This window comes from Streptomyces sp. NPDC058646, assembly GCF_042716875.1.
Lineage (GTDB): Bacteria > Actinomycetota > Actinomycetes > Streptomycetales > Streptomycetaceae > Streptomyces.
In genome coordinates this window covers 59,433-83,080 of record NZ_JBHXRK010000003.1, presented here as the reverse complement: position 1 = coordinate 83,080, position 23,648 = coordinate 59,433, and the positions used below count along the sequence as shown (strand labels likewise).

Here is a 23,648-nt window from a genome sequence, read left to right as displayed (position 1 = left end):
GGCGTCAGCAGCCCTTCGGCGCACGGTCCGCGGGGTTGTGCCAGTGCGGGGAGGGCCGGTTCAGGAACCATTCCCCGAAGCCCAGCGGGCGGGCGCCCGGGCCGGTGTCCCGGACGCCGGCGGGCACGGAGTCGTGGAAGATCCGGCCGGGGCGGGCACCCAGCTCCTCCAGGAGGCCGGCGGTCTCCTCGATGAACAGCGGAGGTCCGCTGAGGTAGACGTCCTGGTCCGGCCACAGGCCCCGGTGGCCGAGCGCGGTGGCGAGCCGGTCGGTGGCCTGGTTGCGGTGCTGCCCCGGGGCGGGCGCGATGTAGGTGACGGCGAGCCAGTCGCAGGCGGCCGCGTACGCGTCGATGAACGGGCGGTCGTAGAGGTGCGCGGCGTCCCGCGCGACGACGAACAGCCGCACGTCCTGGTCGTGGGGGTGCGCCGCGAGCTCTTCCAGCATGGCCCGGACCGGCGCCCAGCCGGTGCCCGCGGCGATGAAGCTGACGGGACGGTCCTCGCGGCGGAAGGTCAGCCGCCCGCCGGGTGCGCCGAGGCGCAGCACCTCGCCCGGCCTGACCTCGCGGACCAGGGCGGTGCTGAGCCGCCCCCGCTCGATCCGGCTGACGTGCAGGTCGAGGGTGTGGTCCGAACGCGGGGCGTTGCCGATCGAGTAGGTGCGCCAGGTCGTCGGGACGCGGTCGCTGCTGACGCTCAGGTACTGGCCGGGCAGATGGCGCAGCGGCGCGTGCGGGCGCAGGGTCAGCACGCCGATGTCCTGCCCGTACCGGAGATGCCGTACGACCTCCGCGTCCCACCACGGCGGGTCCTCGCTCGCGGCGGCGCCGGCCGTCATCGCATCGGCGATCACCTGGTACGCCTCGGCCCAGGCCTTCTCCACGTCCGTGGTCCAGGCCCTGCCGGAGGTCTCCGCGAGTGCGGCGAGCAGGCTGGAGCCGACGGCCGCGTAGTGCTCGGGGCCGGCCAGGAACTTGCGGTGGTCGCGCCCGAGGTCGCGGAGGTAGGGGAGGAGGCCGTCGTCCTCCAGGTGGGCGATCACGTGGGTGAGGGCGGCGAAGAGCCGGTCCCGCTGGCGTTCCATGTCCTCGGCCGGGGCCGGGAAGAGTTCTCGGATGCCGGGGTTGTGCCAGAAGAGGTGCGAGTAGAAGAACTTGACCGCGTGCTCGGCCCGTCTCTCCACCACCGCGAAGCTGCTTTTCAAGATCCTCACATCCACGGAACCGAATGTAGGAACGCCGGGGAAGGCGAGGTCAAGGAAGGGAAGATCTGCGGACAGCCGCGACGAACACCCCATATGGGGTGCCGGGTGCGGGCCGGGATACGGTCGTCGGGTGCACGAGCAGACTCCCGCAGCCCCAGCCGACGCCCCCGGACCCGAGGGCCCGACCCTCTTCGACTGGGAGTTCGCGACCGACCCCTATCCGGCGTACGCCTGGCTGCGCGAGCACTCCCCGGTGCACCGCACCGAGCTCCCCAGCGGGGTCGAGGCCTGGCTGGTCACCCGGTACGCCGACGCCCGCCAGGCCCTCGCCGACCAGCGGCTCAGCAAGAATCCGGCGCACCACGAGGGATCGGCGCACGCCAAGGGCAGGACCGGGATCCCGGGGGAGCGCAAGGCGGAGCTGATGACGCATCTGCTCAACATCGACCCGCCGGACCACACCCGGCTGCGGCGGCTCGTGTCGAAGGCCTTCACCCCCCGCCGGGTGGCCGAGTTCACTCCGCGCGTGCAGGAGCTGACCGACCAGCTCATCGACCGGTTCGCCGGCCGGGGTGAGGCGGACCTCATCCACGAGTTCGCCTTCCCGCTGCCCATCTACGCCATCTGCGAGATGCTCGGCGTACCGCGCGAGGACCAGGACGACTTCCGCGACTGGGCCGGGATGATGATCCGCCACGGCGGGGGACCGCGCGGCGGGGTCGCCCGCTCGGTCAAACAGATGCGCACCTACCTCGGCGAACTCATCCACCGCAAAAGGGATGATCTGGGCCAAGACCTGATTTCCGACCTGATCCGGGCAAGTGACCACGGCGACCACCTGACGGAGGCCGAGGCCACCGCCATGGCCTTCATCCTGCTCTTCGCCGGCTTCGAGACGACCGTGAACCTCATCGGCAACGGGGTCCACTCGCTCTTCATGAACCCCGGCCAGCGCGAGCGCCTCCAGCGCTCCCTCGCGGCCGGCGAGAGCGCCCTGCTGGAGACCGGCGTCGAGGAGCTGCTGCGCTACGACGGCCCCGTGGAGCTGGCCACCTGGCGGTTCGCCACCGAGGAGCTGACCCTCGGCGGCCGCCGGGTCGCCGCGGGCGACCCGGTGCTGGTCGTCCTCGCGGCCGCCGACCGGGACCCCGAGCGGTTCGCCGAGCCCGACACCCTCGACCTCTCCAGGACCGACAACCAGCACCTCGGTTACGGGCACGGCATCCACTACTGCCTGGGTGCTCCGCTCGCGCGACTGGAAGGACAGACGGCGCTCGCGAGTTTGCTGACGCGTCTGCCGGATCTGGAACTTGCCGTTCCCCCCGAAGACCTGCGCTGGCGGGGCGGGCTCATCATGCGTGGCCTGCGCACCCTTCCGGTCCGCTTCACACCCCGAAACACCTGAAGGCGCCCTGACCTCGCGTCAGTTACCGGCGGAACTTGTGACAACCGTTCGAAGCGGGCTAGGTTCTGCCGTTACCCCGCCGTTATGCGAAAGGTGCACTCATGCGTTCCGGGAACGGCCGCCACAGACGCCCCCGTCAGGTCCCCGCGCTGGTTGTCACAGCCGGAGTCACTGGCTCCGCACTGGCCCTGCCGCTGCTTGCCGCCACCCATGCCACGGCCGCCGACACCTCCACGTGGGACAGGGTCGCCGAGTGCGAGAGCGGCGGCACCTGGAGCGCGAACTTCGGCAGCGGCGCCTACGGCGGGCTCCAGTTCACCCAGGAGCAGTGGCAGAACGCCGGCGGGCTCGACTACGCCGAGCGGGCCGACCTGGCGAGCAGGGCCCAGCAGATAGCCGTCGCCGAGCGGGTGCTGGCCTCGCAGGGGCCGCAGGCATGGCCGCTGTGCGCGGCCTCGGCCGGACTGACCCAGGACGGCCCCGCCGCCGACGTGGACGCCGGCCGGCCCGGCGGCTCCGGCACCGTCGGGGCCTCCCCGTCCCGCCCGGACGACGCCGTGCCGCCCGCCGGACAGGGGGCGCCGGCCACGGACTTCGGGGCTCCGACGCCGGGCCCGTCCGACAACCCGTCGTTCGCGATCCCCGACGGCCCGCTCGCGCCGTCCAGCGGACTGCCCGTCATGCCCGCGCCGGACTATCCGCCGACGCAGGACCCCTCGGCCCCGGTCGTCCCGCAGCTCCCGGGCGGCGGGACCACCGCCCCGGTCGACCCGGCCGCGCCGGTCCCCTCCGCGGACCCGACGGCGCCCGCCGCCCCCACGACTCCCGCGCCTTCCCCGTCGGACACGTCCGCTCCGGCGGACCCGACGGCCCTGGCTGGTTCCCCCGGCCCCTCCGTCCCGGCCCTGCCGACCGACTCGACGGTCCCGGCCGGCTCCCCCGGCCCCTCCGTCCCGGCCGGAAGCGGAGGCAAGCACCGCGGTGCGCCCGCCGTCGAGGCGCCCGCGGCGGCTGATGCCGCGTCGGACCCGACGTACACGGTGAAGGCGGGCGACAGCCTGACCGCCATCGCGGACGCCAAGGGGCTCGAAGGGGGCTGGAACGCCCTCTACCAGGCCAATGAGCAGGTCATCGGCGGGGATGCCGACCTGATCAAGCCGGGGCAGAATCTGGATCTAACCAAGTAAGAGGGGCACTTCGGACACCCGGAAAAGCCTGATTGTCTGTTTTCTGTAAGTGAGACATGTGTCTCTTCAGGTCAACTGGCGTGTCCCGCCCCGAAGGTGTCGTAAACCCCGCCCTCACCTGCGCAAACACCCGTGCGGAGGGCGCAAGTAGGGCTCGTTTCTCCCCGATGCGGCGCGTTGAACATCGGGGAGAGACCTGTCTACCTTCTGAATCGCTCGCCACCGCGAGCTCCTTCGACCGCATCGCCGAATCCTGCCGGCGGACGGAGGGAACAGTCGTCGCGTCAAGCGCCGAAGGCAGGAGCGGGGGAACCAAGGTAGGCGCCGGGAGCGGCCGTTGAAAGACGGTCACGCCACCGGCTAGGGGTAAAGACGTGCGCCAGTCGCACGGCCGGGCAACTCACTCGCCCGAACCCGACAGCTCACCTCGTAGGCGTCGGTGAGGAGAAACTCCATGCTGCTTTCCGGCAAGGGCAAGCACCGCCGCGCCTCCAAGGCCGCTCGCATCGTCACGCTCGCCGGTGTCACCGGTGTGGCAGTCGCAGCCCCCCTGATGGCGGCCGGCTCCGCCAGCGCGGCCACCGCCTCCGAGTGGGACCGCGTCGCGCAGTGCGAGTCCGGCGGCAACTGGGCCATCAACACGGGCAACGGCTACTACGGCGGCCTGCAGTTCTCGTCCTCCACCTGGGCCGGCTACGGCGGCAAGGCGTACGCCGCCCAGGCCAACCAGGCCACCAAGGCCCAGCAGATAGCCATTGCCGAGAAGGTCCTCAAGGGCCAGGGCAAGGGCGCCTGGCCGCACTGCGGCGTCGGCCTGTCCAACTCCTCGTACGCCGGCGGCGGCGCGGCGGAGACCCCCGCCAAGCCGAAGGCCGAGCCGAAGAAGCAGGAGAAGAAGGCCGAGGTCAAGAAGGAGACCAAGCGCGCCGAGGCTCCGACCACCCGCTCCGAGCGCTCCGCCGCCGCTCCGGCCGCGCCGAAGGCCCAGGCCCCCAAGGCCCAGGCCCCCAAGACCGAGGCCCCCAAGACCGAGGCCCCGAAGACCGGCAACGGCTCGTACGAGGTCAAGGCCGGCGACACGCTCGGCAACATCGCCGAGGTCAACGGCGTCCAGGGCGGCTGGGAGCACCTGCACGAACTGAACAAGGACGTCGTCCCGGACGCCGACCTGATCTTCCCCGGTCAGAAGCTGAAGCTCAGCTGAACACTGCGGTCCTGACCGCAGGCGAGTTCGCGGCCCGCCGCTGAACCCGTGCACGTCCCCCCGCCCGGCGCGTCCCTTCCACGCGCCGGGCGGTGGCGTGTCCGCTCACCACCCCGGCCCGGCCGCCCCGAAATCCGGAGTCCTATGTCCGGGAAGAGGGGTATTCGGGCCCTTTTTCGTCCCAGGACCCGGGCGGTCGGCCGGGCCGGTGCCCGGAGCCGGTTAGGCTCTAGGCGGCAAGGCCATCCCACGGCCTACACGCCACCGCACACCCAGCGTCACATCCCAGAAGGAGATGCTCGTGCCGTCCATCGACGTCGTCGTAGCCCGGGAAATCCTGGACTCCCGAGGCAACCCCACGGTCGAGGTCGAGGTGGGCCTCGACGATGGCAGCACCGGCCGTGCTGCAGTTCCGTCCGGCGCCTCCACCGGTGCCTTCGAGGCCATCGAGCTCCGTGACGGTGACCCCAACCGTTACTTCGGCAAGGGTGTCGAGAAGGCCGTCCTCGCCGTCATCGAGCAGATCGGCCCGGAGCTCGTCGGCTACGACGCCACCGAGCAGCGCCTGATCGACCAGGCCATGTTCGACCTGGACGCCACCGACAACAAGGGCTCCCTCGGTGCCAACGCCATCCTCGGCGTCTCCCTGGCCGTCGCGCACGCCGCGTCCGAGGCCTCGGACCTTCCGCTCTTCCGCTACCTCGGCGGCCCGAACGCGCACCTGCTGCCCGTTCCGATGATGAACATCCTCAACGGTGGGTCGCACGCCGACTCCAACGTGGACATCCAGGAGTTCATGATCGCCCCGATCGGCGCGGAGTCCTTCTCCGAGGCGCTGCGCTGGGGTGCCGAGGTCTACCACACCCTCAAGAAGGTCCTCCACACCAAGGGCCTCTCCACCGGCCTGGGCGACGAGGGCGGCTTCGCCCCGAACCTGGAGTCCAACCGCGCCGCGCTCGACCTCATCGTCGAGGCCATCAAGCAGGCCGGCTACACCCCGGGCAAGGACATCGCGCTCGCGCTCGACGTCGCCGCGTCCGAGTTCTACAAGGACGGCAAGTACGAGTTCGAGGGCCAGTCCCGCTCGGCCGCCGAGATGACCGAGTACTACGAGGAGCTCGTCTCCGCGTACCCGCTCGTCTCCATCGAGGACCCGCTGTACGAGGACGACTGGGCCGGCTGGAAGGTCATCACCGACCGGCTCGGCGCCAAGGTCCAGATCGTCGGCGACGACCTCTTCGTCACCAACCCGGAGCGCCTGGCCCGCGGCATCGAGGAGGGCTCCGCGAACGCCCTGCTCGTGAAGGTGAACCAGATCGGTTCGCTGACCGAGACCCTGGACGCCGTCGAGATGGCCCAGCGCAACGGTTTCAAGTGCATGATGTCCCACCGTTCCGGCGAGACCGAGGACGTCACCATCGCCGACCTCGCCGTCGCCGTGAACTGCGGTCAGATCAAGACCGGCGCCCCGGCCCGCTCGGACCGCGTCGCCAAGTACAACCAGCTGCTGCGCATCGAGGAGATCCTCGACGACGCCGCCGTGTACGCGGGCCGCTCCGCCTTCCCGCGGTTCAAGGGCTGACAGCTCCGGCAGAAGGCTGCGCCTAGCCTCCGTACGTCCCCGCACTCGGTCCCGTACCGTGTGCGGGGACGTATTGCGTAGTGCGGGTGAAGGGGAGGCGGGATCAATGGCCGGGAACCGGGACCGGTTCTCCACCTTCTCCACCGCGACCAGGCTCAAGCAGCTCGGCGAGCGGACCGCCGCCCACGTCTACCGGTCGCAGTCGCGCCGCCAGGTCCGCCGCAGCCGGCTCACCGGCCGGGCCGCACTGCTGGTGCTGGTCCTCTGTACGCTGGTCGTCGCCCTCGCGTACCCGATGCGCCAGTACGTCTCCCAGCGCTCGGAGATCGCGGAGCAGCAGCGGGCCGCGGCCGCCGCGCACGAACGCCTCGAGCGGCTGCGCGACGAGAAGGCCCGCTGGCAGGACGACGCCTATGCGGAGCAGCAGGCGCGCAAGCACCTGCACTACCTCCGCCCGGGGGAGACCGGCTACATCATGAACGACCCCGGGGCGGGCGGTTCCGAGCCGCGCCGCACCGGCCGGTCCGGGTCCGACCGGCCCTGGTACTCGAACGTCTGGGACGGCGTCGACAAGGCCGACCGCCCCGGCGACTGACCGGGTACCACCCACCTTTCATCGAACCGCGAACGAAGAGACTTCCTCCAGGCATGCAGACGCCCCCGCCCCAGACAGACCGGACCGAGCCGACCGACGCGGACATCGAGGCGTTCGAGCAGCAGCTCGGCCGCCCGCCGCGCGGGCTGCGCGCCATCGTGCACCGCTGCCCCTGCGGCCGGCCGGACGTGGTGGAGACCGCCCCGCGGCTCCCCGACGGCACTCCCTTCCCGACGCTGTACTACCTGACCTGCCCGCGTGCCGCCGGTGCCATCGGCACGCTGGAGGCCAACGGCGTGATGAAGGAGATGCAGGCCCGGCTCGCCGAGGACCCGGAGCTGGCCGCCGCGTACCGGGCCGCGCACGAGGACTACATCCAGCGCCGTGACGCCATCGAGGTGCTCCAGGGCTTCCCGAGCGCCGGCGGGATGCCGGACCGGGTCAAGTGCCTGCACGTGCTGGTCGGCCACTCCCTGGCGGCCGGCCCGGGCGTGAACCCGTTCGGCGACGAGGCCCTGGCGATGCTGCCCGAGTGGTGGGCCAAGGGGCCCTGCGTCACCCCGTGCGGAGAGAAGAAGGCGCAGGAGGCGCGGTGACCAGGGTCGCGGGCATCGACTGCGGCACGAACTCCATCCGCCTGCTCGTCGCGGACTGCGACCCGGCCACGGGCGAACTGGTGGAGCTGGACCGGCGGATGACCGTCGTCCGGCTCGGCCAGGGCGTGGACAGGACCGGCCGTCTCGCCCCCGACGCCCTGGAGCGCACCTTCACCGCCTGCCGCGCGTACGCGGAGGTCATCGAGGAGCTCGGTGCGGAGCGGGTCCGCTTCGTGGCGACCTCCGCCTCCCGGGACGCCGAGAACCGCGACGAGTTCGTCCGGGGCGTGCTGGACATCCTGGGCGTCGAGCCCGAGGTGATCTCCGGCGAGCAGGAGGCCGAGTTCTCCTTCACGGGCGCCACCAAGGAGCTGACCGGCACCGACCACCTGGAGAAGCCCTTCCTGGTGGTGGACATCGGCGGCGGCTCCACCGAGTTCGTCGTCGGCGACGACCGCGTCCGGGCGGCCCGCTCGGTGGACGTGGGCTGCGTGCGGATGACCGAGCGCCACCTGGTCGTGGACGGGGTGGTCTCCGACCCGCCGACGGAGGCGCAGATCGCGGCCGTCCGGGCCGACATCGAGGCGGCGCTGGACCTGGCCGCCGAGTCCGTCCCGCTCGGTGAGGCGCGCACCCTGGTCGGCCTGGCCGGTTCGGTGACCACGGTCGCCGCGATCGCGCTGGGGCTGCCCGCGTACGACTCCGCGGCGATCCACCACTCCCGGATCTCCTACGAGCAGGTCCGCGAGGTCACCGGGCGGATGCTGACGGCGACGCACGCACAGCGCGCGGCGATCCCGGTCATGCACCCCGGCCGGGTGGACGTGATCGGGGCGGGCGCCCTGGTCCTGCTGGCCGTCATGGAGCGCATCGGCGCCTCCGAAGTCGTGGTCTCGGAGCACGACATCCTCGACGGAATCGCGATCAGGACCGCAGCAGAGGCCGAGGCGGCCAAGCAGCGGTCCTGACCAGCCGCATCGCTGGACGGGCGGGGCTCGCGGTCAGCTGACCGCGAGCCCCGCCGTCGTCCTCAGGCGGTGCGCCGGACGCCGCGGCGGTCGCCGGCCTCGACGACGACGAGCTCGCCGTCCCCCACCGCGTCTTTCACGCCCGTGTCGTCCCCGCTCCCGCGGAACAGGTACGCCCACCCGGGTACGCGCGCACCGCACCCGCAACGAGGCGCGGGTTCACCGGAGATGCGGGACGCAATCGCCTGGTCCGCTGCCCGGCGGAGGGCTTCGGGGCACTTCGGTCCCGTGATCGACACGAACTTCGTGAAGTTCTTCACAAGGAAAAAGGGTCTGTGGAGTCACGAGGGGGGTCCTCGGGGGTGTTCCTGGGGCCCTCGGGCCCGTTTCTCCGAGCGTTCGTACGAATATCGGAAGCTACGGGTTCCGCATCGGAGGTACGGACGAAGGGCTCTGGTTCGGTCCCCCAGAACCCTGGAGGCCAGTTCAGGGCGGGTGAACAACGTCTCCCGCCACACCGTGGTTCCCGTTGCGCACCATGACGTGGGTCACGTGGGCCGCGCAGTGTAGCAGAGGCAGTGTGTCACCTTGTGAAGGGGCTCACGAGCGTCACCCCCTGGGGTGCTGGATACTCGTTCCATGAGCACCACGGAGCGTCCCAGGATCCTCGTTGTAGGAGGTGGGTACGTAGGCCTGTACGCAGCCAAGCGCATCATGAAGAAGATGCGCTTCGGCGAGGCGACCGTCACGGTCGTCGACCCGCGCTCGTACATGACCTACCAGCCCTTCCTCCCCGAAGTGGCCGCAGGCAGCATCTCGCCTCGGCACGTCGTCGTCCCGCTGCGACGCGTGCTGCCCAAGGCAGAGGTTCTCACCGGCCGGGTCACCAGCATCGACCAGGACCGCAAGGTCGCCGTCGTCACGCCGCTGGTCGGCGAGGCGTACGAGCTGCCCTTCGACTACCTGGTGATCGCGCTCGGCGCCGTCTCCCGCACCTTCCCGATCCCCGGCCTCGCCGAACAGGGCATCGGCATGAAGGGCGTCGAAGAGGGCATCGGCCTGCGCAACCACGTCCTCGAGCAGCTCGACAAGGCCGAGTCCACGACGGACGAGGACGTCCGCCGCAAGGCCCTCACCTTCGTCTTCGTCGGCGGCGGCTTCGCCGGTGCGGAGACCATAGGCGAGGTCGAGGACATGGCCCGCGACGCCGCGAAGTACTACGCCACGGTCAAGCGCGAGGACATGCGCTTCATCCTGGTCGACGCGGCCGACAAGATCCTTCCCGAGGTCGGGCCCAAGCTCGGCACCTGGGGCAAGGAGCACCTCGAGTCCCGCGGCATCGAGATCTACCTCAACACCTCCATGGACTCCTGCGTGGACGGCCACGTGGTGCTGAAGAACGGCCTCGAGGTCGACTCCAACACCATCGTGTGGACCGCCGGCGTGAAGCCCAACCCGGTGCTGGCCCGCTACAACCTGCCGCTCGGCCCCCGCGGCCACGTGGACGCCGCCCCGACCCTCCAGGTCACCGGCACCGACTACATCTGGGCCGCGGGCGACAACGCCCAGGTCCCGGACGTCGCCGCCCGCAAGGCCGGCGTGGAGAACGCCTGGTGCCCGCCGAACGCCCAGCACGCGCTGCGCCAGGCCAAGGTCCTCGGCGACAACGTCATCTCGGGCATGCGGGGCTTCCCGCAGACCGAGTACGCGCACTCCAACAAGGGTGCGGTGGCGGGCCTCGGCCTCCACAAGGGCGTCGCGATGATCGTCATGGGCAAGATGAAGATCAAGCTCAAGGGCCGGCTGGCCTGGTACATGCACCGTGGCTACCACGGCATGGCCATGCCCACCTGGAACCGCAAGATCCGCGTCTTCGCCGACTGGACCCTCGCCATGTTCCTCAAGCGCGAGGTCGTCTCCCTCGGTGCGCTGGAGACCCCGCGCGAAGAGTTCTACGAGGCCGCCAAGCCGGCCCCGGCCCCGGCCGTCGCCGCGAACACCCCCCAGAAGGCCAAGGCCTCCTGACCCGGTGTTCCTCCCGCTGAGGTACTGAGCACGACCCCGAAGGGGCCGCCCGCCATCCGTGGTGCGGGCGGCCCCTTCGGCGTACCCGGCGGGGCGGGGGCACCCGGCAGCGGGTGCGGGGGCCGGACGGGTCGGCTTACCCGGGGCGCCGGGTGGGTAGAGGGTTCTGTCGGACCTTGTGGAGGTGCGCCATGACCGACGCCGCGCCGCGGCTGGCCGCTGTTGCCGAGACCCTGCTGGGCACCCCGCTGCCCGTCCGCGTCCGGGCGTGGGACGGCAGCGAGGCGGGCCCGCCCGGGGCCCCGCTCCTGGCCGTGCACGACCGCCGTGCCCTGCGCCGCGTGCTGTGGAAGCCCGGCGAACTGGGCCTGGCCCGCGCCTGGGTGGCGGGCGAGCTGAGCGTGGAGGGCGACCTGTACGCCGTGCTGGAGCGGGTGGCGGGCCTGCTGTGGGAGCGTCCCTCCGTCGCCCCGGACCCCGGCGGCGACGCGGACCGCGTACGCCCGCCCGCGGGCCTCGGCGCCCTGATGCGCGATCCCGCGCGCCGGGCGGCCGTACGCGAGCTGGTCACGCTCGCCGGGCCGCTGCCGCCGCCGCCGCCGCCGCCCGAGGAGGTCCCGCGGCACTCCGGGCCCCGGCACACCAAGGTCCGCGACCGCGCGGCCATCAGCCACCACTACGACGTCGGGAACGCCTTCTACGAGCTGCTGCTCGGCCCCTCGATGGTGTACTCCTGCGCCTACTGGAGCCCCGGGGGCACCCTGGAGGAGGCCCAGTGGGACAAGCTGGGCCTGGTCTGCCGCAAACTCGGCCTGCGGGCCGGTGACCGGCTCCTCGACGTCGGCTGCGGCTGGGGCTCCATGGCCCTGCACGCGGCCCGCGAGTACGGCGTCCGGGTCACGGGCGTCACCCTCTCGCGCGAGCAGGCCGCGTACGCCCGCAAGCGCGTCGCCGACGAGGGGCTCGCCGACCTCGTCGAGATCCGGATCCAGGACTACCGGGACGTCAGGGACGGCCCGTACGACGCGATCTCCTCCATCGGGATGGCCGAACACGTCGGCTCCGAGCGCTACCGCGAATACGCCCGCACCCTGTACGCGCTGCTGCGTCCCGGCGGGCGGCTGCTCAACCACCAGATCGCCCGGCCCCCGGCACCCGACGAAGGGGCGTACCGGATCGACCCGTTCATCGACGCCTACGTCTTCCCCGACGGGGAACTGTCCCCGATCGGCGCCACCGTGGGGGAGTTGGAACGGGCCGGCTTCGAGGTCCGCGACGTGGAGGCGCTGCGCGAGCACTACGGGCTGACCCTGCGGGCCTGGGTGGCGCGGCTGCAGGAGCACTGGGACGAGGCCGTGCGGCTGACGTCGCCCGGCCGGGCCCGGGTCTGGCTGCTGTACATGGCGGCCTCCGCGCTCGGCTTCGAGCGGGCCCGGCTCGGGGTCAACCAGGTGCTCGCGGTGAGGCCCGTGGCGGGAGGCGACGCGGGCCTGCCGCTGCGGCTGCGGACCTGGGGCGAGTAGGTCCGCAACGCGAAGGGTCGGTCCCCGGGGGTTGCCACGGGGACCGACCGCATCTCGCCGGGAAGGGCACATCGAAGGCACGCCGCCGTGCCGCCGTTCCCCGCCTCTAGGACCTGTGCCGCTTGCGGCCTGCTCGATCCTGAGCCCCGCAGGGGGCGTGGCCGGCGGTTCGCCTGCACCCGGTGCGGGCACGAGGACGACGCCGGCCACCCCGGTCAGGGGGCGGGCACCGTCACTCGGTCTTGATGGCCGTCAGCATGTTGAGGCGGGCGGCGCTGCGGGCCGGCCACATGGCGGCCAGTACGCCGACCAGTCCGGCGAGGGCGAAGAAGACCGCGATCCGGTCGAAGGGGATGACCAGCGCGTAGCCCGGGATGGAGGCCGCGATGGTCCTGCCGCCGGCCCAGGCGAGGAAGACGCCGACGCCGATGCCGAGGACCGCGCCGAACAGCGAGATCACCACGGCCTCCAGCCGGATCATGTTCTTGACCTTGCCGCGGTCCAGGCCGACGGCCCGCAGCATGCCGATCTCCTGCTGGCGCTCGTAGACCGACATCGCCAGCGTGTTGATCACGCCGAGCACCGCGATGATCAGCGCCATGCCGAGCAGGCCGTACATGATGTTCAGGGCGGTGTTCATCTCGCCGGCCATCTCGTTGCGGATCCCGGCCTTGTCGGCGACCTTGATGGCCGGGTTCTTGCCGAGGGCGTCGATGACGGCCTGCTGGTTCGCGGCGGAGGAGCCGCCCTCGGTCTTCACGAGGACCTCGGGCAGGTACTGGGTCTCGTTGTGCGAGGCCAGGATCTTGTTGTCGAGGACGTAGTCGGACAGCTGGCCCTTCCCGTCGAAGACGGCGCCGACCTGGAGCCGGCCCTTCTGGCCGTCCTCGTACTGGGCGTCGAGGGCGGAGCCGACCGCGAGCCCCTTCTTCCTGGCCTCCTCGGCGGAGACCATCAGCTTGCCCTCGCCCAGGGCGGCGAGGTCGCCGCTGGTGGTGCGGACGTCGAGCAGCTGGGAGAGGGCGGCCGGGTTGACGCCGTTGACCATCTGGGAGGTGTCGCCGAGCTTGACGATCTCACTGGTCTTCGGGGAGACCGCGACGACGCCCTTGCCCTTCTCCAGCGCGGGGAGGACGGACTTGTCGAGGTTCATGCCCTCGCCGGCCATCGTGACCCGGTAATCGGCCTTGATGTTCTGCGTGGTCGCCTTGTCGATGGCCTGGCCGACGGTGATGCCGATGACCGACATGGCGGTGACCAGGGTCAGGCCGATGGTCAGCGAGGCGGCGGTGACGGCGGTGCGGCGCGGGTTGCGGACCGCGTTCAGCGCGGCCAGCTTGCCGGCGACGCCGAAGACCTTCTCCAGCAGCGGGCGGACCAGGGCGATCACCGGGCGGGCGAGCATCGGCAGCAGCACGAACAGGCCGATGACCAGGAAGAACGCCCCGGCGGCGATGGTCGTGCGGCCGTCGCTCTTCTGGCTCACGCCGAGCAGCACCACGGCGATGCCGAGGAGGGCCAGCACGCTGCCGATGGAGTTGCGCAGCACCAGGGACTTCATGGTCGCCGGGAGGTGGGCGCTGCCCATGGCGGCGACCGGGGCGATCCTGGCCGTCCGGCGGGCCGGCAGCCAGGCGGCGAGCATGGTGACGACGACGCCGATGACCAGGGCCGTCGCGACCGTGGTCGGGGAGATGATCAGGGCGCCGGCCGGGATCTTGGCCTCGAAGAGCTCCATCGCGGAGCGCATCGCGACCGCCAGGCCGACGCCGGCGACCAGGCCGATGACCGATGAGATGACGCCGACCACGGCGGCCTCGGCGAGGACCGAGCGCTTGACCTGGCCGCGGTGGGCGCCGACGGCGCGGAGCAGGGCCAGCTCCTTGGTGCGCTGGGCGACCAGCATCGTGAAGGTGTTGTAGATCAGGAAGATGCCGACGAAGAGGGAGACCCCGGCGAAGATCAGCAGGCCCTGGCTCATGCCGGACATGGCCTGCTCGATGAACTTGGCCTGTTCGGCGGCGAGGGCCGCGCCGGTCTTCGCGTCGGCGGTCTCGCCCAGCAGCGGCTTGATCCCGGCCAGCAGCTGGTCGGCGCCGGTGCCGGCCGTGGCGGCGACGGAGACCTCGTTGTAGAAGCCGGGCTGGAGGTACAGCTCCTGGGCGACCGCGGTGTCGAACAGGACCAGGCTGCCGCCGGCGTTGACCGCGCCGTCCTCGGTGGTGAAGACGCCGGAGAGGACGAACTCCTGGACCGGGCCGTTGGTGGCGACGCGGATCCGGTCACCGACCTCGTACCTGCCCTTGGCCGCGCTCTCCTTGTCGAGGGCGACCTGGTCGGCCCTGGCCGGGCCGGTGCCCTCGGTGAAGGTGTAGCGCGGGTCCTTGCCGTCCTTGGCGGGGGCGAAGTTGGAGCCGGCGTTGGCCCAGCCGGAGCCGATGAGCTTGCCGTTCTCGTCGCCGACGCCGGCGAAGCCGGTGACCCGGCCCGAGGCGGAGGCGACGCCCTGGACGGCGCCGATCCGGTCGAGGGTCTGCTGGCTGATGCCCGGCTCGCCCTCCTTGCCGCCGTCCTCGCTGCGCGTGGCGCCACGGGCGGTGACCGAGACCGCGACGCCCTCGTAGGACTTCGCGGACTGGTTGGACATGGCCTTGCTGAGCGTGTCGGTGAACACGAGGGTGCCGGAGACGAAGGCGACGCCGAGGGTGACGGCGAGCACCGTCATCAGCAGCCTGGCCTTGTGCGCGAGGACGTTGCGCAGGGCGGTACGGAACATGGGGGTCTCAGTCCTGGGGCTGGAAAGTCTGGAGGGAGCCTCGGGGGCTTCCGGAGGGCGGGCGGAGCTTGCGGGTGCTTCCCCGGTCAGCTGGTGCGGCCCTTGGCGTCGAAGGCCTTCATGCGGTCGAGGACGCCGTCGGCGGTGGGGCTGAGCATCTCGTCGACGATCCGGCCGTCGGCGAGGAAGATCACGCGGTCCGCGTAGGAGGCGGCGACCGGGTCGTGGGTGACCATCACGACGGTCTGGCCGAGCTCGCGGACGGAGTTGCGCAGGAAGCCCAGGACCTCGGCGCCGGAGCGGGAGTCGAGGTTTCCGGTGGGCTCGTCACCGAAGATGATCTCGGGACGGGAGGCCAGGGCACGGGCCACGGCCACGCGCTGCTGCTGGCCGCCGGAGAGCTGCGTCGGGCGGTGGGAGAGCCGGTCGGAGAGGCCCACCATGGCGATGACGGTGTCGAGCCACTGCTTGTCGGGCTTGCGGCCGGCGATGTCCATGGGGAGCGTGATGTTCTCCAGGGCCGTCAGGGTCGGCAGCAGGTTGAAGGCCTGGAAGATGAAGCCGATCTTGTCCCGGCGGAGCTGGGTGAGCTGCTTGTCCTTGAGGGAGCCCAGCTCGGTGTCGCCGATGCGGACGGAGCCGGAGGAGAAGGTGTCCAGTCCGGCCACGCAGTGCATCAGCGTGGACTTGCCGGAGCCCGAGGGGCCCATGATGGCGGTGAACCGGCCCTGGGCGAAGTCCACGGAGACGTTGTCCAGGGCGACCACCTGGGTCTCGCCCTGGCCGTACACCTTGGAGAGGCCGGTGGCGCGGGCGGCCACGGCCTGGGCGGTGTGCGGGGCGTAGTTCATGGTGGTCACGGGAGCGACTCCTGTCGGGACTGGGCTTGCGGTGCGGCGGATCGGAGGGACGTTCCCATCGTCGCGGCGCCCACCCCCGCTCGGGATCAGCCGAGGTGCCCGTTCGTCGGCCCACTCGAGTCTGATCACAGGACCGCCCGCGTCCTCCTCTGGTATGACAGGAGCCCTGAGGCCCGGCCGGAGCCGGGGTGGCGGGGAGGGTGGCGCACGGGGTGGCGCGGGCCATCGAAATTCCGTCATTCCCGCACCGGGGCCGATGTCGGCCCCGGACGTGCCGACCGCGCATTCTCGGGTCTGACGACCCCTCAAGCGCCAATAAAATCAGACAACATCGGATAGAGCGCCCGCTGACGGCGACGGCGTTCCCGATAGGCTCAGGGCAGTGTTCACGGCTTTTCTTCGGGGGCCGCTACGCCCTGCCCGGATGGTGGAATGCAGACACGGCGAGCTTAAACCTCGCTGGCCCTCGGGCCGTGCCGGTTCAAGTCCGGCTCCGGGCACTCCGCAGCTCCTGCGCGCTCCCCGTTTATCCTCCTGCGCTTCGCCGTGCCATCTTCTAAGATCCTCCTCCAGCAGTAGGGTGCTTTCTTTGCGAGCGCATTACTCTTGTTGCAAGGCCGCGCACGGTGGCCATGGAGGAGTGAGATGAGGAGCAGTAACCCGGTCTTCTCGCGACGGGGGTTCAGCCGCGACAACGGCTACGCGCAGTTCGACGCGCAGCAGCACCAGCAGGCCGGGGCCGCGACCAACCCGTACGCCACGAACCCGTACGCGACCGACCCGGCCACGGGTATGCCGCAGGCGGCGCCTCGCGCCAACGCGATGACCATGGACGACGTCGTGAGCCGTACGGCCATGACGCTCGGCACGGTCGTCCTGACGGCTGTCCTCGCCTGGGTCCTGCTGCCGGTCAAGCCGGAGAGCATCGGCACGTCGTACGGCATCGCCATCGGCGCGGCGCTCATCGCGTTCGTCCTCGCGATGGTCCAGTCCTTCAAGGCCAAGGCTGTCCCGGCGCTCATCCTGGGCTACGCGGCCTTCGAGGGTGTCTTCCTGGGCGTCATCAGCGCCGCCGTCAGCACCTACCTGGGCCCCGGTGTGGTCGTCCAGGCCGTGATGGGCACGATGTGCGTCTTCGCCTCGGTGCTCTTCGCCTACAAGATGGGCTGGATCCGCGTCACCCGCCGTTTCTACGGCTTCGTGATGGCCGCTGCCATGGGCTTCATGCTGCTCATGGTCGCGAACCTGCTGTTCTCCGTCTTCGGCGGCGGTGACGGCCTCGGCTTCCGCAGCGGCGGCCTCGGCCTGCTGTTCGGCGCCATCGGCGTCATCCTCGGCGCGTGCTTCCTCGCCCTCGACTTCAAGCAGGTCGAGGACGGCGTGACGTACGGCGCCCCGCGCGAGGAGGCGTGGCTGGCGGCCTTCGGCCTCACCATGACCCTGGTGTGGATCTACATGGAGATGCTGCGCATCTTCTCGATCCTCTCGGGCGACGACTAGCAGGACCCGGCCGGACCGGCAGCAGGCGTCCGGTCAGCCCCGCAGCACCCGGAAGGCCCCGCGAGCACACTGCTCGCGGGGCCTTCCCGCGTTCCTGGGCGACAGGGGTCGGGGACGGGGGTGGGAAGCCGGCTCAGCCGAGGCGGCGTGCGGCTCTGCGCAGGTCGTACTCGTGGATGATCGCCTTGGCCTGGCCGTACGACAGCTCGTGCGCGCCGAGGAGCCAGCTGACCTTCTCCTCGAACCGGACGAGGGAGGGGCCGTCGTCGACGGCGCGGAGCCAGTCGGACATGTCACGACCGGTGGTCCGGGGGATTCTGTCGATCATGTTGCGGTGGGTCTGCTCGGAGAACTCTACGGACATGGGCGCCTCCGGAGGTATCGCCGTGCTGTTCTCTTCACGCCACCGTGCCGGAGAGTTCGCCCGTTGGCAATGGTGCCCGGGCGGCGCGTAAGGTCGGCCGGGTGCTTGATACTGCGCCCCTGACCGCCGTTGTGGAACGTTTCGCCGACTGGCTGCGGGCCGCGCCGCAGAGCCGTCTCCAGCAGGGGGCCGCCGCCGTGGCACGGGACCTGGCCTGCGAGCTGTCCGTCCGGGCCCAGCGGCTCGAAGACCCCCGGACGGACCTGCGGGAGATGCCGGACGCCGGCCTGTTCGTGGTCGGGGACCAGGTGGCCGTGGCCGGCCTCGACCTCGCCGAGGCGCTGCGGGCGGCACCGGGCCGGGACGGCACGACGGCCCCGTCCGAGATGCTGGACGAGGCCGTGCGGCTGGTGGAACAGGCGGAAGTCAGAGCGAAGCGATGACGCGGTCCGCGAGGATGTAGACGTTGCTGTCGGGGTCCTCGGCGTCACCGCAGGAGAAGGTCAGCGCGTAGGCGCCCGAGATGCCCGAGCCGCCCAGCAGGACGGGCGCGGTGCCCGAGCGCAGGGCTTCGGCGAGGCGCTCGGCCGTCTCCCGGTGGCCCGGGGTCATGCACAGGGTGGTGCCGTCGGTGAAGACGTACACGTCCAGGGTGCCCAGCGGGCCGGGGCGGACGTCCGCGAGGGCCGTACGGGCCTCCGCGAGCTCCTCCAGGCGGCTCACCGTGCGCTCGTGGTCCGCACCGGGGTGCGTCGCCTGGGCCGGTACGAAGTCCGGGTGCGAGGGGTGGCGCCGCCGGGCGGCGGCCAGCTCGGCCGAATCCTCGGGGTAGGCCGGGTACTCGTCGAGGGCCTCCTCGCCCAGGACCTGCTCCAGACCCACCAGGTCGGCCTGCCGGGGCAGGAAGACCGGGGCCTCCTCGCCGAGCCCGGGCAGACCGCCCAGCAGGGACGGGGCGTCGGCGGCGTCACGGGCCTCCTGCGCGGCCCAGAAGGCCCGCGCCTCGGCCAGCTCGCGCTCGCGCTCCTCTGCGAGGGCTTCGGCCACGGCGGCTCGTATCTCCGCGGCGGGGGACTCCACGGCGCTGCGGGCGTGGGGGACGGTCGCACCGCGGGGGTGGACCGGCACCGCCAGGTCACCGCGCAGGGCCGTGACCTGCTTGCGCAGGCCGTGGACGGCGTGCAGCGCAGCAGCGCCCACGGCCGTGGCAGCGGCCGTGGTCAGCAGCAGGGCAAGAGACATGGCGCTCACTGACTAACTCCCGGTTGATTCGATCCCCCGACTTCCTACATCAGAGTGTCCCGACCTGGGAATGGCGTGCAGTGCATTACGTCACGAATTGGACAGGGCTTTGGTCACACCCGCCCCCTGCGTAACGACGCTGACCTGGGGAAATGCGTCTCCCCCAGGACGAAGGTCACATCCTGGGGGAGATTCGGTCACAGATAGGCCGCGACAGGGTTGGATCCGGTGCCGGTACGCAGGTCAGCGACCGTCCCACCCGTCTGCCGTAGTCGTCCGGTCACTCGGCCGAGCCGCTCGTTTCCTGGTCGCACGGGCCTTCGCCTGCGCTGCGGGCAGGTGCCGCCCCCGTCCCCCGGGCGACCCCTGACCCCCGCTGCGGCTCAGCTCAGCCGCTCGATCACCATCGCCATGCCCTGGCCGCCGCCCACGCACATGGTCTCCAGGCCGAACTGCTTGTCGTGGAACTGGAGGCTGTTGATCAGGGTGCCGGTGATGCGGGCACCGGTCATCCCGAAGGGGTGACCGACGGCGATGGCCCCGCCGTTGACGTTCAGCTTGTCGAGCGGGATCTCCAGGTCGCGGTACGACGGGATGACCTGCGCCGCGAAGGCCTCGTTGATCTCGAAGAGGTCGATGTCGCCGACCGTCAGACCGGCCCGCTTCAGGGCCTGCTTCGACGCCTCGACGGGGCCCAGGCCCATGATCTCCGGGGAGAGGCCGGTGACGCCGGTGGAGACGATCCGGGCCAGCGGGGTCAGGCCCAGCTCCCGCGCCTTGGTGTCGCTCATGATGACCAGAGCCGCGGCGCCGTCGTTCAGCGGGCAGCAGTTGGCGGCCGTGACCAGGCCGTCGGGGCGGAAGACCGGCTTGAGGCCCTGGACGCCCTCCAGGGTCACGCCGGCGCGCGGGCCGTCGTCGGCGGAGACGACCGTGCCGTCGGGGGTGGTCACCGGGGTGATCTCCCGCTCCCAGAAGCCGTTCTTGACGGCGGCCTCGGCGAGGTTCTGCGAGCGCACGCCGAACTCGTCCATGTCCTGGCGGGTCACACCCTTGATCCGGGCAAGGTTCTCCGCGGTCTGGCCCATCGCGATGTACGCGTCGGGGACCAGGCCGTCCTCGCGCGGGTCGTGCCAGGAGGAGCCCTCGCTCTGCGCCACGGCGGCGGTACGGGCCTCCGCGTCGGCGAACAGCGGGTTGTGGGTGTCGGGCCACGAGTCCGAGTTGCCCTTGGCGAACCGCGACACCATCTCCACGCCGGCCGAGATGAAGACGTCGCCCTCGCCCGCCTTGATGGCGTGCAGCGCCATCCGGGAGGTCTGCAGCGAGGAGGAGCAGTACCGGGTGATCGTGGTGCCCGGCAGGTAGTCCATGCCCATCTGCACGGCCACGATGCGACCGAGGTTGTTGCCCTGCTCCCCGCCCGGCAGGCCGCAGCCCAGCATCAGGTCGTCGATCTGGCGCGGGTCCAGCTCCGGGACCTTGGCGAGGGCGGCCTGGATGATCGTGGCGGTCAGGTCGTCCGGGCGGACGTCCTTGAGGGAACCCTTGAAGGCGCGCCCGATGGGCGAGCGGGCAGTGGAAACGATGACGGCTTCGGGCATCGGGGCTCCAAGGGTGCGACGTTGCGGGACCGCATGCGAAGTTACCGCCCCGTACCGTCGAGGTCACCGGCCTGGCGGTGTGATGCCCGTCGCTCCCGCGGGGTGTGCGGGCCGTGGCCGGCCGCTGCCGGTGCCATGCCCGGGACCCCGCGCCTCAAACACCCGTGGACACCGCCCGGTCCCCCGGGCCGGGAGCGGGCCGGGCTGCGGGCAGCCGCCTCCCCGGCAGGCTGCCCGGCTGCCCGCCCTCTCACGGGCCGGCGGCCCCGGTGTCCGCGAGGCCCGCGTCCGTCTCGCGGCGGTGGTGCTCCGGCAGCTCCTCGCCGGGCACCCGCCGCCGCCTGCGGTGCTTGAGCAGGGCCCAGGGCCCGCGGGCCGCCGTGACCTCCGTACCCGCCTGTCCGGCCGCCGCGGACGCCGCCTGAGCCACGGGGAGCATGTCCTCGTCCCGCGACACGTCCAGCCGGTCCGACTCCGGCCACAGCCCGAGCGCCGCGCACAGGGTCGGCAGCACGGCCATGGCGGCGGTCGCGTACCCCTCGGCCGAGGGGTGGTAGGAGTCGGGCCCGAACATCTCCCGCGGGTTCGCGGCGAACTCGGGGCCCAGCAGGTCCCCCATCGAGACCGTACGGGCGCCCAGCGCGACCACCCCTATGGTCTGCGCGGCGGCCAGCTGGCGAGAGACCCTGCGGGCCACCCAGCGCAGCGGCTGGTACACCGGCTCGATGGTGCCCAGGTCCGGGCAGGTGCCCACGACTACCTCGGCCCCCGCCAGCCGCAGCCGCCGGACCGCGGCCGTCAGCAGCCGCACCGACTGGGTGGGAGGCATCCGGCGGGTCACGTCGTTCGCGCCGATCATGATCACGCACACGTCGGGGACCGGGGCGTCCGCGTCCAGCAGCAGGTTCACCTGCCGGTCCAGGTCGTCCGACATGGCCCCCGAGAGGGCCACGTTGCGCAGCTCCACCGGCCGCTCGGCCACCGCCGCCAGTCCGGAGGCCAGCAGGGCCGCCGGGGTCTGCCGCGCCCGCCGCACGCCGAGCCCCGCCGCCGTGGAGTCGCCCAGCATCCCCAGGCGCACGGGGCCGGGACTCTGTTCGGGCCCGGAGAACTCGCTCCCGTACAGCCCGTCCGCGCGCGGGGGGTCCGGCAGCCCGGTCCCCACCGTCCGCTTGGCGAACTGCACCTCGGCCAGCACCAGACCCACCGCGGCGGCCCCGACCAGCCCGAGTCCGCCTCCGCCGTACGCTGCCCCCGCCGCGATCCGGCGGGCCGTTCTCGCCCTGGACACTCTTCAGGCCACCTCGCTTCCCTGACTCGGCCCTGTTGACCTTCCTGCCCCGTACGGACGGTCGGCCAATCCCTTTCCGCATACTCTGGCCTGACCTCCCGGAGAACCCGTGGAGTCCCCTCCTTGGAGAACATGGTGCAATTCCACGACTCGATGATCAGCCTCGTCGGCAACACCCCGCTGGTGAAGCTCAACCGTGTGACCGAAGGCCTCCAGGCCACCGTCCTGGCCAAGGTCGAGTACTTCAATCCCGGCGGGTCCGTGAAGGACCGGATCGCCGTACGGATGATCGAGGCGGCCGAGCAGAGCGGAGCTCTCAAGCCCGGCGGCACCATCGTGGAGCCGACCAGTGGCAACACGGGTGTAGGACTCGCCATCGTGGCCCAGCAGAAGGGCTACAAGTGCATCTTCGTCTGCCCTGACAAGGTGTCCCTGGACAAGATCAACGTCCTGCGGGCGTACGGCGCCGACGTGGTGGTCTGCCCGACCGCCGTCGACCCCGACCACCCGGACTCGTACTACAACGTCTCCGACCGCCTCGTGCGCGAGACGCCGGGCGCATGGAAGCCCGACCAGTACAGCAACCCGAACAACCCGCGCTCGCACTTCGAGACCACCGGTCCCGAGCTGTGGGACCAGACGGACGGGAAGATCACCCACTTCGTCGCGGGCGTCGGCACCGGCGGCACGATCTCCGGCACCGGCAACTACCTGAAGGGCGTGTCCGGGGGCAAGGTCAAGGTCATCGGCGCCGACCCCGAGGGCTCGGTCTACTCCGGCGGCACCGGCCGTCCGTACCTGGTCGAGGGCGTCGGCGAGGACTTCTGGCCGACCGCCTACGACCCGAACGTCACCGACGAGATCATCGCGGTGTCCGACAAGGACTCCTTCCAGATGACGCGCCGGCTGGCGAAGGAGGAGGGCCTGCTCGTCGGCGGCTCCTGCGGCATGGCGGTCGTCGCCGCGCTGCGCGCCGCCGAGGGCCTGGGCCCGGACGACGTGGTCGTCGTCCTGCTGCCCGACAGCGGCCGCGGCTACCTCAGCAAGATCTTCAGCGACGAGTGGATGGCCGGACACGGCTTCCTGGAGGAGGCCGGGCCCTCCGCGCGCATCGGCGACGTGCTCGACGACAAGGAGGGCGGCATCCCCTCCCTCGTCCACATGCACCCCGAGGAGACGGTCGGCCAGGCCATCGAGGTCCTGCGCGAGTACGGCGTCTCGCAGATGCCGATCGTGAAGCCGGGCGCCGGACACCCGGACGTGATGGCCGCCGAGGTCATCGGCTCCGTGGTCGAGAAGGAGCTCCTCGCCGCGCTGTTCGCGCAGCGGGCCTCCCTCGGCGACCCGCTGGAGAAGCACATGAGCGCCCCGCTCCCGCAGGTCGGCTCCGGCGAGCCGGTGTCCGAGCTGATGGCGGTGCTCGGCGAGGCGGACGCGGCGATCGTGCTGGTCGAGGGCAAGCCGACCGGTGTGGTCAGCCGCCAGGACCTGCTGGCGTTCCTCGCCAAGGGCTCCAAGTAGCAGCGGGCCCGGCCGCCGCGGGACCGGCGGCGCATGCGGCCGTCGCGCGAACGGTACGGACCCGACACGTGGCGGCAGCACCCGGTTAACACGGCTGCGGCACAGTGGTGGTCGTCGGCAGGGGAGTCCGGGAGACCGGATCCCGGCCGGCACCACCGACGGCGTCGTGTACCCGGAGCGGCTCCCGGACCACGTCGG

The 23,648-nt window shown here is 71.5% G+C and carries 20 protein-coding genes, 1 tRNA gene and 1 riboswitch; of the genes, 14 read left to right on the top strand and 7 right to left on the bottom strand.

The annotated features are described in order from the left end of the window. Nucleotides 1-4: 4 nt before the first annotated feature. Nucleotides 5-1,222: a globin domain-containing protein gene (locus ACFWUZ_RS05465; RefSeq protein WP_384367461.1), complete on the bottom strand. Its 1,218-nt coding sequence runs from the start codon at nt 1,220-1,222 to the stop codon at nt 5-7. 115 nt (nt 1,223-1,337) lie between these two features. Here ACFWUZ_RS05465 and ACFWUZ_RS05460 point away from each other — a divergent pair, with 115 nt between their 5' ends. The 10 genes from ACFWUZ_RS05460 to ACFWUZ_RS05415 all read left to right on the top strand — a co-directional run bounded on the left by ACFWUZ_RS05460 (nt 1,338) and on the right by ACFWUZ_RS05415 (nt 12,538). After that, nucleotides 1,338-2,612 (top strand): cytochrome P450, encoded by a 1,275-nt coding sequence (locus ACFWUZ_RS05460; protein WP_384367458.1) that lies wholly within the window; start codon nt 1,338-1,340, stop codon nt 2,610-2,612. 101 nt (nt 2,613-2,713) lie between these two features. Continuing rightward, nucleotides 2,714-3,799 (top strand): transglycosylase family protein, encoded by a 1,086-nt coding sequence (locus tag ACFWUZ_RS05455; protein WP_384367455.1) that lies wholly within the window; start codon nt 2,714-2,716, stop codon nt 3,797-3,799. A 279-nt stretch (nt 3,800-4,078) separates the two neighbouring features. After that, nucleotides 4,079-4,250: riboswitch (cyclic di-AMP (ydaO/yuaA leader) on the top strand. 3 nt (nt 4,251-4,253) lie between these two features. Beyond that, on the top strand, nt 4,254-5,003 hold the full coding sequence (locus ACFWUZ_RS05450; protein ID WP_384367452.1) for a transglycosylase family protein: 750 nt from the start codon (nt 4,254-4,256) through the stop codon (nt 5,001-5,003). Nucleotides 5,004-5,298: 295 nt separating this feature from the next. Next, on the top strand, nt 5,299-6,585 hold the full coding sequence (eno, locus tag ACFWUZ_RS05445) for a phosphopyruvate hydratase (protein WP_384367449.1): 1,287 nt from the start codon (nt 5,299-5,301) through the stop codon (nt 6,583-6,585). Between the two features lie 106 nt (nt 6,586-6,691). Further along, complete coding sequence (locus ACFWUZ_RS05440; RefSeq protein ID WP_384367446.1) at nt 6,692-7,180, top strand: septum formation initiator family protein; 489 nt, start codon at nt 6,692-6,694, stop codon at nt 7,178-7,180. 53 nt (nt 7,181-7,233) lie between these two features. After that, nucleotides 7,234-7,776, top strand: a complete 543-nt coding sequence (locus ACFWUZ_RS05435) for a DUF501 domain-containing protein (protein WP_384367443.1) — start codon at nt 7,234-7,236, stop codon at nt 7,774-7,776. Further along, a complete protein-coding gene (locus ACFWUZ_RS05430) occupies nt 7,773-8,744 on the top strand; it encodes an exopolyphosphatase (RefSeq protein WP_384367440.1) in 972 nt (323 codons plus the stop codon). The genes ACFWUZ_RS05435 and ACFWUZ_RS05430 overlap by 4 nt, the downstream gene beginning before the upstream one ends. A 639-nt stretch (nt 8,745-9,383) precedes the next feature. Then, on the top strand, nt 9,384-10,769 hold the full coding sequence (locus ACFWUZ_RS05425) for an NAD(P)/FAD-dependent oxidoreductase (RefSeq protein ID WP_384367438.1): 1,386 nt from the start codon (nt 9,384-9,386) through the stop codon (nt 10,767-10,769). Nucleotides 10,770-10,960: 191 nt separating this feature from the next. Continuing rightward, nucleotides 10,961-12,292, top strand: a complete 1,332-nt coding sequence (locus ACFWUZ_RS05420) for a class I SAM-dependent methyltransferase (protein ID WP_384367435.1) — start codon at nt 10,961-10,963, stop codon at nt 12,290-12,292. Between the two features lie 87 nt (nt 12,293-12,379). Then, a complete protein-coding gene (locus ACFWUZ_RS05415; RefSeq protein ID WP_384367432.1) occupies nt 12,380-12,538 on the top strand; it encodes a zinc ribbon domain-containing protein in 159 nt (52 codons plus the stop codon). On the opposite strand, the gene ACFWUZ_RS05410 is transcribed toward ACFWUZ_RS05415, so the two are convergent. Both ACFWUZ_RS05410 and ACFWUZ_RS05405 read right to left on the bottom strand, forming a co-directional pair. Continuing rightward, entirely contained in the window at nt 12,525-15,068 is a 2,544-nt protein-coding gene (locus ACFWUZ_RS05410) for an ABC transporter permease (protein WP_384367429.1), read from the bottom strand. The two genes, ACFWUZ_RS05415 and ACFWUZ_RS05410, sit on opposite strands and share 14 nt — an antisense overlap. 86 nt (nt 15,069-15,154) lie before the next feature. Beyond that, nucleotides 15,155-15,919 carry an ABC transporter ATP-binding protein gene (locus ACFWUZ_RS05405; RefSeq protein WP_384368068.1) on the bottom strand — a complete coding sequence of 255 codons (765 nt, stop codon included), beginning with the start codon at nt 15,917-15,919 and terminating at the stop codon, nt 15,155-15,157. Nucleotides 15,920-16,346: 427 nt separating this feature from the next. On the opposite strand from ACFWUZ_RS05405, the gene ACFWUZ_RS05400 reads away from it, so the two are divergent. Then, a tRNA-Leu gene (locus ACFWUZ_RS05400) sits at nt 16,347-16,428 on the top strand. 145 nt (nt 16,429-16,573) lie between these two features. Then, on the top strand, nt 16,574-17,428 hold the full coding sequence (locus tag ACFWUZ_RS05395) for a Bax inhibitor-1/YccA family protein (protein ID WP_384367426.1): 855 nt from the start codon (nt 16,574-16,576) through the stop codon (nt 17,426-17,428). A 133-nt stretch (nt 17,429-17,561) separates the two neighbouring features. Here ACFWUZ_RS05395 and ACFWUZ_RS05390 read toward each other — a convergent pair whose 3' ends face one another. Beyond that, nucleotides 17,562-17,792, bottom strand: coding sequence for a DUF4287 domain-containing protein (locus ACFWUZ_RS05390; protein ID WP_384367423.1), 231 nt, complete (start codon nt 17,790-17,792; stop codon nt 17,562-17,564). Between the two features lie 101 nt (nt 17,793-17,893). On the opposite strand from ACFWUZ_RS05390, the gene ACFWUZ_RS05385 reads away from it, so the two are divergent. After that, nucleotides 17,894-18,235, top strand: a complete 342-nt coding sequence (locus ACFWUZ_RS05385) for a hypothetical protein (RefSeq protein ID WP_384367420.1) — start codon at nt 17,894-17,896, stop codon at nt 18,233-18,235. On the opposite strand, the gene ACFWUZ_RS05380 is transcribed toward ACFWUZ_RS05385, so the two are convergent. From ACFWUZ_RS05380 to ACFWUZ_RS05370, 3 genes are all read right to left on the bottom strand, one after another. Further along, complete coding sequence (locus ACFWUZ_RS05380; protein ID WP_384368065.1) at nt 18,219-19,034, bottom strand: hypothetical protein; 816 nt, start codon at nt 19,032-19,034, stop codon at nt 18,219-18,221. The two genes, ACFWUZ_RS05385 and ACFWUZ_RS05380, sit on opposite strands and share 17 nt — an antisense overlap. A gap of 383 nt (nt 19,035-19,417) precedes the next feature. After that, complete coding sequence (locus ACFWUZ_RS05375) at nt 19,418-20,638, bottom strand: acetyl-CoA C-acetyltransferase (RefSeq protein WP_384367418.1); 1,221 nt, start codon at nt 20,636-20,638, stop codon at nt 19,418-19,420. Between the two features lie 250 nt (nt 20,639-20,888). After that, on the bottom strand, nt 20,889-21,929 hold the full coding sequence (locus tag ACFWUZ_RS05370; RefSeq protein ID WP_384367415.1) for an SGNH/GDSL hydrolase family protein: 1,041 nt from the start codon (nt 21,927-21,929) through the stop codon (nt 20,889-20,891). Between the two features lie 135 nt (nt 21,930-22,064). Here ACFWUZ_RS05370 and ACFWUZ_RS05365 point away from each other — a divergent pair, with 135 nt between their 5' ends. Further along, nucleotides 22,065-23,450 (top strand): cystathionine beta-synthase, encoded by a 1,386-nt coding sequence (locus ACFWUZ_RS05365; RefSeq protein ID WP_384368062.1) that lies wholly within the window; start codon nt 22,065-22,067, stop codon nt 23,448-23,450. Nucleotides 23,451-23,648: the final 198 nt, after the last annotated feature.

What these genes read in the sequence shown, in the direction of transcription:
- ACFWUZ_RS05450 (WP_384367452.1), top strand. Translation starts at nt 4,254, where the DNA reads ATGCTGCTTTCCGGCAAGGGCAAGCACCGCCGCGCCTCCAAGGCCGCT.
- ACFWUZ_RS05405 (WP_384368068.1), bottom strand. Translation starts at nt 15,919, where the DNA reads ATGAACTACGCCCCGCACACCGCCCAGGCCGTGGCCGCCCGCGCCACC.
- ACFWUZ_RS05420 (WP_384367435.1), top strand. Translation starts at nt 10,961, where the DNA reads ATGACCGACGCCGCGCCGCGGCTGGCCGCTGTTGCCGAGACCCTGCTG.
- ACFWUZ_RS05435 (WP_384367443.1), top strand. Translation starts at nt 7,234, where the DNA reads ATGCAGACGCCCCCGCCCCAGACAGACCGGACCGAGCCGACCGACGCG.
- ACFWUZ_RS05440 (WP_384367446.1), top strand. Translation starts at nt 6,692, where the DNA reads ATGGCCGGGAACCGGGACCGGTTCTCCACCTTCTCCACCGCGACCAGG.
- eno (WP_384367449.1), top strand. Translation starts at nt 5,299, where the DNA reads ATGCTCGTGCCGTCCATCGACGTCGTCGTAGCCCGGGAAATCCTGGAC.
- ACFWUZ_RS05380 (WP_384368065.1), bottom strand. Translation starts at nt 19,034, where the DNA reads ATGTCTCTTGCCCTGCTGCTGACCACGGCCGCTGCCACGGCCGTGGGC.
- ACFWUZ_RS05375 (WP_384367418.1), bottom strand. Translation starts at nt 20,638, where the DNA reads ATGCCCGAAGCCGTCATCGTTTCCACTGCCCGCTCGCCCATCGGGCGC.
- ACFWUZ_RS05455 (WP_384367455.1), top strand. Translation starts at nt 2,714, where the DNA reads ATGCGTTCCGGGAACGGCCGCCACAGACGCCCCCGTCAGGTCCCCGCG.
- ACFWUZ_RS05390 (WP_384367423.1), bottom strand. Translation starts at nt 17,792, where the DNA reads ATGTCCGTAGAGTTCTCCGAGCAGACCCACCGCAACATGATCGACAGA.
- ACFWUZ_RS05395 (WP_384367426.1), top strand. Translation starts at nt 16,574, where the DNA reads ATGAGGAGCAGTAACCCGGTCTTCTCGCGACGGGGGTTCAGCCGCGAC.
- ACFWUZ_RS05425 (WP_384367438.1), top strand. Translation starts at nt 9,384, where the DNA reads ATGAGCACCACGGAGCGTCCCAGGATCCTCGTTGTAGGAGGTGGGTAC.
- ACFWUZ_RS05410 (WP_384367429.1), bottom strand. Translation starts at nt 15,068, where the DNA reads ATGTTCCGTACCGCCCTGCGCAACGTCCTCGCGCACAAGGCCAGGCTG.